The 6,170-nt window shown below is 65.4% G+C and carries 5 protein-coding genes; 1 reads left to right on the top strand and 4 read right to left on the bottom strand.

All coding sequences use genetic code 11. The annotated features are described in order from the left end of the window. From manA to WB461_RS12225, 4 genes are all read right to left on the bottom strand, one after another. Nucleotides 1-933, bottom strand: a 933-nt coding sequence (gene manA / locus WB461_RS12210) for a mannose-6-phosphate isomerase, class I (RefSeq protein ID WP_423853002.1), incomplete at its 3' end; no start/stop codon positions are given. Further along, nucleotides 933-2,744, bottom strand: a complete 1,812-nt coding sequence (locus tag WB461_RS12215; protein WP_423853003.1) for a DEAD/DEAH box helicase — start codon at nt 2,742-2,744, stop codon at nt 933-935. The genes manA and WB461_RS12215, both read right to left, overlap by 1 nt. Nucleotides 2,745-2,918: 174 nt before the next feature. Further along, entirely contained in the window at nt 2,919-4,409 is a 1,491-nt protein-coding gene (locus tag WB461_RS12220; RefSeq protein WP_423853004.1) for a sugar transferase, read from the bottom strand. Continuing rightward, a complete protein-coding gene (locus WB461_RS12225; protein WP_423853005.1) occupies nt 4,406-4,663 on the bottom strand; it encodes a hypothetical protein in 258 nt (85 codons plus the stop codon). The genes WB461_RS12220 and WB461_RS12225 overlap by 4 nt, the downstream gene beginning before the upstream one ends. 173 nt (nt 4,664-4,836) lie before the next feature. Between WB461_RS12225 and WB461_RS12230 the strand changes: the two genes are divergently transcribed. Beyond that, the coding region (locus WB461_RS12230) for a polysaccharide biosynthesis tyrosine autokinase (protein WP_423853006.1) at nt 4,837-6,170 on the top strand (1,334 nt) is incomplete at its 3' end.

Here is a 6,170-nt window from a genome sequence, read left to right on the forward strand (position 1 = left end):
CGCAAGCGCGAACTCCTGCACGTCCGGACTGAACACGTCGGTCGAGAATCCGAATGGCTCGGGTGTCACCCGGGCCAGCCGGGACATGCCGCGATCGAGGCACTTGATCAGGCCCTCCGGGTTGAGGGGCTTGCTGGTCAGCCCCGCGCGTAGGACGTTGTCCGATGCTGCCATCACCTCCAGGCACATGCCGCGCAGATGTGCATGGATGATGCCGGTTCCGAGGAAGGCTGCTTCGCCCGGCTGAAGTGTCAGCCGATTGAGCGTCAGCGAGATGACGACGCCGATGTCATCTGGATAGTGCTTGGCGATCTCAGCTGCGGTGACGTAGGCCCTCTTCACGTCGATGCCCTGCTCGACCAGGGTCCGGCAGCACGCGACCACATCGGCGATGTCCACGGGGTCGACCTGTTCGGTCAACAACCGCTCGATGAGCCGCACGATGCCGGCGAAGCCAGGCGTCGCGTGCAGGTCTTCGGCGAGGGTCTGGGCGAACGGTGTGTCGATGCCGCTGAGGACCCGGAGGATCTCTGCCGTCGGTCGAAAGCCGACCAGCGTGTCGAACGTCGTGAGGGCATACGCCATCTCTGGTTTGTGATGCGGGTCCTTGTACGTACGCAGCGGCGAGTCAAGGGAGACGCCTGCTGCCTCCTCGGCTGCGAAACCGGCGCGCGCCATCGCCTCGTTGGGGTGGACCTGCAGCGACAAGGGCCGGTCCGCGGCGAGGATCTTGAACATGAACGGCAGCTCGCCCGCCACCTCGCCGAGCATCATCGCTCGGTCGGGCCCGTCCACCATCGATGAACCCAGTGGGTGGGTCCCCATCCACACCTCCGCCAACGGACCATGACCGGGCTTCTGACCCATGAACGTGGGGATGTCGGCGGTGGAACCCCAGTCATACGCCCTGGTGGCGTTGTCGAGCCGCCACATCACTTGTGCCGGGGTTTGCGAGTGCCCGACCCAGTGGCGGAAGCCGGGCCGGACTTCTTCTCGTACGGCTTCTTCTCATACGGCTTCTTCTCGTACGGCTTCTTTGCGTACGGCTTTTTGCCCTTGCGGTCCTCGCGGGTGCGCTTGATGGGCGGGCCGTCGTCGAGCTGCAGATCGATCAGCTTGCCGGAGATGCGCGTGTCGGCCAACGCCTCGAACACCGCATCCGGCAGATCCGCGGGCAGCTCGACGAGGGTGTGCTCCGTGCCGATGGTGATCTTCCCGAAGTCCGACCGCTTGAGGCTTCCCTCATTGGCCAGCGCACCGACGATGGCAGATGGGCCGATCTTGTGCCGCTTGCCAACCGCGACCCGGTACACCGCAGATCCGTCGGACGGCAACCGGTCGGAGCGGTCGAAGCCGGCTGGCTTCTTCCGCGGGGCGGACTCATCGCGCGGGGTCCGCACCGTCTTGGGCGGATCAGGCCGCAGGAAGAATTCCTTGTCCGACTGGCTCATCACCGCGAGAGCCGCGGCGGCATCAGTCATCGACACCTCGTTCTCGCTGACATACTCCTCGACCAAAGTGCGGAAGGCGTGGAACTGGGGCGAGCCCATGCTTGAGGTGATCGCGGTGGCGAAGCGGCCCGCACGGCGCTCGTTGACCTCCTCGGCGGACGGCACCGACATCTCTTCGACCGGTCGGCCGGAGACCTTCTCGATCGCAGACAGCATCCGACGCTCACGCGGTGTGACGAACAGGATCGCTTCACCCGTACGACCCGCGCGACCCGTGCGGCCGATGCGGTGGACATAAGCCTCGGTGTCGTGCGGGATGTCGTAGTTGACGACGTGCGTGATCCGTTCGACATCGAGCCCACGGGCCGCGACGTCGGTCGCCACGATCAGATCGATCGCGCCTGACTTGAGCTGTGCCACGGTGCGTTCGCGTTGGGCCTGCACGAGGTCGCCGTTCAGCGCTGCGGCGGAGTAGCCGCGGCTGCGCAGCTTGTCGGCCAGCTCCTCGGTCGCCGACTTGGTGCGCACGAAGACCAGCATCCCGTCACCTGTCTCGACTTCGAGCAGACGGGTCAGCGCATCAACCTTGTGGTGGTGCGAGACCTGGATCCAGCGCTGACGCACGGTCGCGGTCGAGGTCGTCGCCTTGGGGGTCGCGATGTCGACCGGATCGTGCAGGTACTTCTTGGCCAGACTGCGAATCTGTCGCGGCATCGTGGCCGAGAACAGCGCGACCTGCTTGTACTCAGGGGTGTCAGCCAGAATCCGCTCCACGTCCTCCGCAAACCCCATGTTGAGCATCTCGTCGGCCTCGTCCAGCACGAGGAACTCCAGTGCCGTGAGGTCGAGGCTGCCGCGCTCCAGGTGGTCGATGACTCGGCCGGGGGTGCCGACGACGATGTGGGCGCCCTTCTGCAATCCCGAGAGCTGGAAGCCATAGCCCTGGCCTCCGTAGACAGGCAGGACGCGGATCCCGGGGATGTTGGTCGCATACGCCGTGATGGCCTCGCAGACCTGAAGCGCGAGCTCACGGGTCGGAGCGAGCACGATGGCTTGGGTCTTGGCGTTGGCGGGGTCGATCTTCTGCAGGATCGGCAGCGCGAAGGCAGCGGTCTTGCCGGTGCCTGTCTGCGCCAGGCCTACGACGTCCTTGCCCTCGAGGAGGGTCGGGATTGCTCGAGCCTGGATCGGAGTCGGTGTCTCGTACCCCAGCGACAACAGGCGACTCACCAGGGATTCGGCGAGACCGAGATCGGCGAACGTCGGTGTGGGGGCGGTTTCTTCGGTGGTCATGATCGCTCTCGTCTCGAATGACGCGGGGCCGGATCTCTAGTCATCCCGGCAACACTGGAAACCGCCGCAGTGTGGGACGCAGCCGCGGCGGCGCGTGCCCGCGCAGGGTCCACGGTATCGGTCGACGACGTGATCGGTGAAACTCACGGACCGGCAGCCGGGGTGTCATGGAGCTCAGTAGGCGCCTGCGGACGAGATGACGGCGCGGAAGGTCTTCCACAGGATCAGCATGTCGCCCACCATCGACCAGTTCTCGACGTAGTACAGGTCGAGCCGCATCGTCTCCTCCCAGTCCAGGTTCGAGCGCCCCGAGATCTGCCACGGGCCAGTCATGCCTGGTCGGACGAGGAGGCGGCGTCGAGCCTCTGCGGCGTAGGTGGAGACTTCCGACACCAGCGGCGGCCGGGGGCCAACCAGGCTCATGTCGCCCTTGATGACGTTGAAAAGCTGCGGTAGCTCGTCGAAGGAGTAACGCCGCAAAAATCGACCGACCCTAGTCACTCGTGGGTCGTCCCGCATCTTGAACATCACGACGTTGCCGGAATCAGGCTGGAGGTCGGCCAGCATCGAGTCTGCGCCCTCGACCATGCTGCGGAACTTGATCATGCCGAAGGTGCGACCGTCCTGGCCGACCCGTTCCTGCACGAAGAACACTTTGCCGGGGCTCGTCAGCCTGATTGCGACGGCGAGCGCAACCAGCACGGGCGAGACCGCCAAGATCAGAGCGAGCCCACCGGCGCGGTCCAGCAGACCCTTTGCCCACCGCTGTGCTCCTCGATAGGACGGCTGCTCGACATGCAGCAGAGGCAGACCCGCGACGGGCCTGATGTGCACCCGCGGACCCGCGATGTTGGTCAGCGACGGCGCCACGATGATCTCGACGTCGTAGCCCTCCAGATCCCAGCCGAGCCGGCGGACCGTGTCCGGGTGCATGACATCGGAGGAGGTGACGATGACGGCATCGGTCCCGGAGGTGAGCACGGTGCGGGCGAGGTCGACAGCGTCGCCCAGAACCGGAACGCCCGCGACCTCGCTTGGCGGGCTCGCACTGGTGATGCAGGCGCCCGACAGGCGATAGCCGAAAGCCGCGCTGCGTCCGATCACCGCGACGAGGTGCTCGACCGACTCGATGCTACCGACGACGATGGCATCTTGTGTCATCCGACCGCGCTGGCGCTGGACCAGAAGCCACTGACGCCATGACCAGCGGCTCAAGGTCAGGAGGATCAGGCCGAACGGCATCAGCACCAGGACATATATCCTCGGGAGATTGAACCCGACAACGTAGCCACAAAACGCGATGACCGCGAAGACTCCCAGTGTCGAGGACAAGACACGCTTGTACTCCTCAGGTCCGGCCCCAAAAACCCGAGAGTCACGGGTGCCGGCCACCGTCAGCACGACATGCCAGAACAGTGCCATGAATGCAGAAATGCCCACCGCCGCGGGAGCATACGCTACATCGCCGGCCAACCCAGAGTTCGAGGCCCAGACGACGTGTGACGTCGTGAAGACCCAGAGCAGAACTACCAGGTCAGAACCAACCAGGACGCGACCGTAGCGCCGCTGCCAGTCGGCGCCCGTACGTCGGGCAGCGGTGGGCCCCACATCCAACTCCGTCCCACCTGTCCCCGACGTGGCGGCCGAGTCTACCCGAAGACTCACGCTCGAATCGACGGCCGCGCCATGCGCCGACGGAGCAGGACCACGAGCACGAGAACTCCGATCAACAAGGCCGTCAGCGCGACACTCCCTGCTCCAATAAGGAGCCCACGATACGCACCCGTGCCATCCAGCCCCGACAGGGGTACGCCGTATCCCGATTGGAGCCACCAGAACAGCGGTGGCAGCACGGCAACGAATCCTGTGAGCGCAAACGCGCTGCGCACACGGCTCATGCTGATCAGCGTGAAGTCCATCGGATCACTCGGCTCTACGAGGGGGAAGGTGCTATGCCATGAAGAACGACAGCCAGCCCATTGGGTTACGTCTTCGTCTCGCCGGTTTGTCGCGGCCGATCAGCCACCGCCCGGTGACGAGGTGTCGTAACCTTCGTCTGCAGGTTCCCGCGAAAAAGTAGGAGAGTCATCCGATGAAGCAGCAGCACCTCGTCAGGCACCTACTGCGACGGTGGCCGTCAATCATCGTCATGACAGCGGTCGGGCTGACGCTCTCCACGGTCTACCTCGCAACAGCCTCCCCCCGCTACACCGCTCATGCCGACGTACTGATCTCTCCGCCGACCGCACAGAGTGCCCGTGCGGTGCCCGAGCGGTCAGTCGAGTCGTACGCACGCGTGCTGGGTGGACGGGGCACAGCCGGTCGCGTGGTCCAGGCGCTCGGCCTTTCCGCCGGCGCCGACTCCATCGATCGCCGACTCGACGGCGAAGTTCTCCCGGGGACCTCAACACTTCGAGCCACTGCCGAGGACGGCAGCGCGCAACGAGCCGCAGAGATCAGCCAGTCAGCAGCCGAGAGCTTCGTGACCTGGTTCGGCACCTTGGACACCGACCTCACCGCCGACGTGGTTGAGCAGGCCTTTGTGCCGACCGAAGCCTCAAGCCCGTCCCGTTCGAACTGGCTGCTGCTCGGAGGTCTCCTCGGACTGCTTGGCGGGCTTCTCCTCGCGTGGGCGCGCAACTCGTCCGATCGCAGCATCCACACACCGGCCGAGCTCGAGGACATCGCAGGCGCACCGGTCCTCGGAGCCATCGCCTACGACCGCGCCGCGGTGGAGTCGCCGCTGATCACGTCACTCGGTTCGCACCATCCACGGTTCGAGGCCGTCCGTATCCTGCGCACCAACCTGCAGTTTCTCGACATCGACCGCGACACCAAGGTCATCACCATCACGAGCTCGCTGGCCGGCGAGGGCAAGTCGACCACGGCGTGCAACCTGGCCATCGCGCTGTCGCAGACCGGATCGCGAGTCGTGCTCGTCGAGGGTGATCTGCGCCGACCGCGGGTGAGCGAATACCTCAGCATCGAGAAGACCGTGGGCCTGACCACGGTCCTGCTCGGCCGGGTGAACCTCGACGCGGCGCTGCAGCCCGCCGCGACCGCCGGGCTCGACGTCCTGACCAGCGGCGCCCTACCGCCCAATCCTTCAGAAATCCTGCAGACCAACGCCATGCGCACCTTGGTCTCAGAGCTTCGTCACCGCTACGACATCGTGCTTGTCGACGCACCACCGCTCTTGCCGGTGACCGACGCCTCGCTGCTGGCGTCGATCTCAGATGGCGCAATACTGGTCGTCCGTCACGGGCAGACCAGTCGGGACGAAATCCGCACCGCGACCGAACGGCTGCATTCAGTCGGCGCGAAACTGCTCGGGACAGTGCTGAGCATGTCCCCGGTCAAGGAGCTGACGCGCTACGGATACGGCTATGGGTACGGCTACGGACCCGACTACTTCGCCAAGGCCAC

The sequence above is a fragment of the Aeromicrobium sp. genome (assembly GCF_049587115.1).
GTDB lineage: Bacteria > Actinomycetota > Actinomycetes > Propionibacteriales > Nocardioidaceae > Aeromicrobium.

Coding starts and splice junctions, on each gene's coding strand:
- WB461_RS12215 (WP_423853003.1), bottom strand. CDS start 2,744: ATGACCACCGAAGAAACCGCCCCCACACCGACGTTCGCCGATCTCGGT.
- WB461_RS12225 (WP_423853005.1), bottom strand. CDS start 4,663: ATGGACTTCACGCTGATCAGCATGAGCCGTGTGCGCAGCGCGTTTGCG.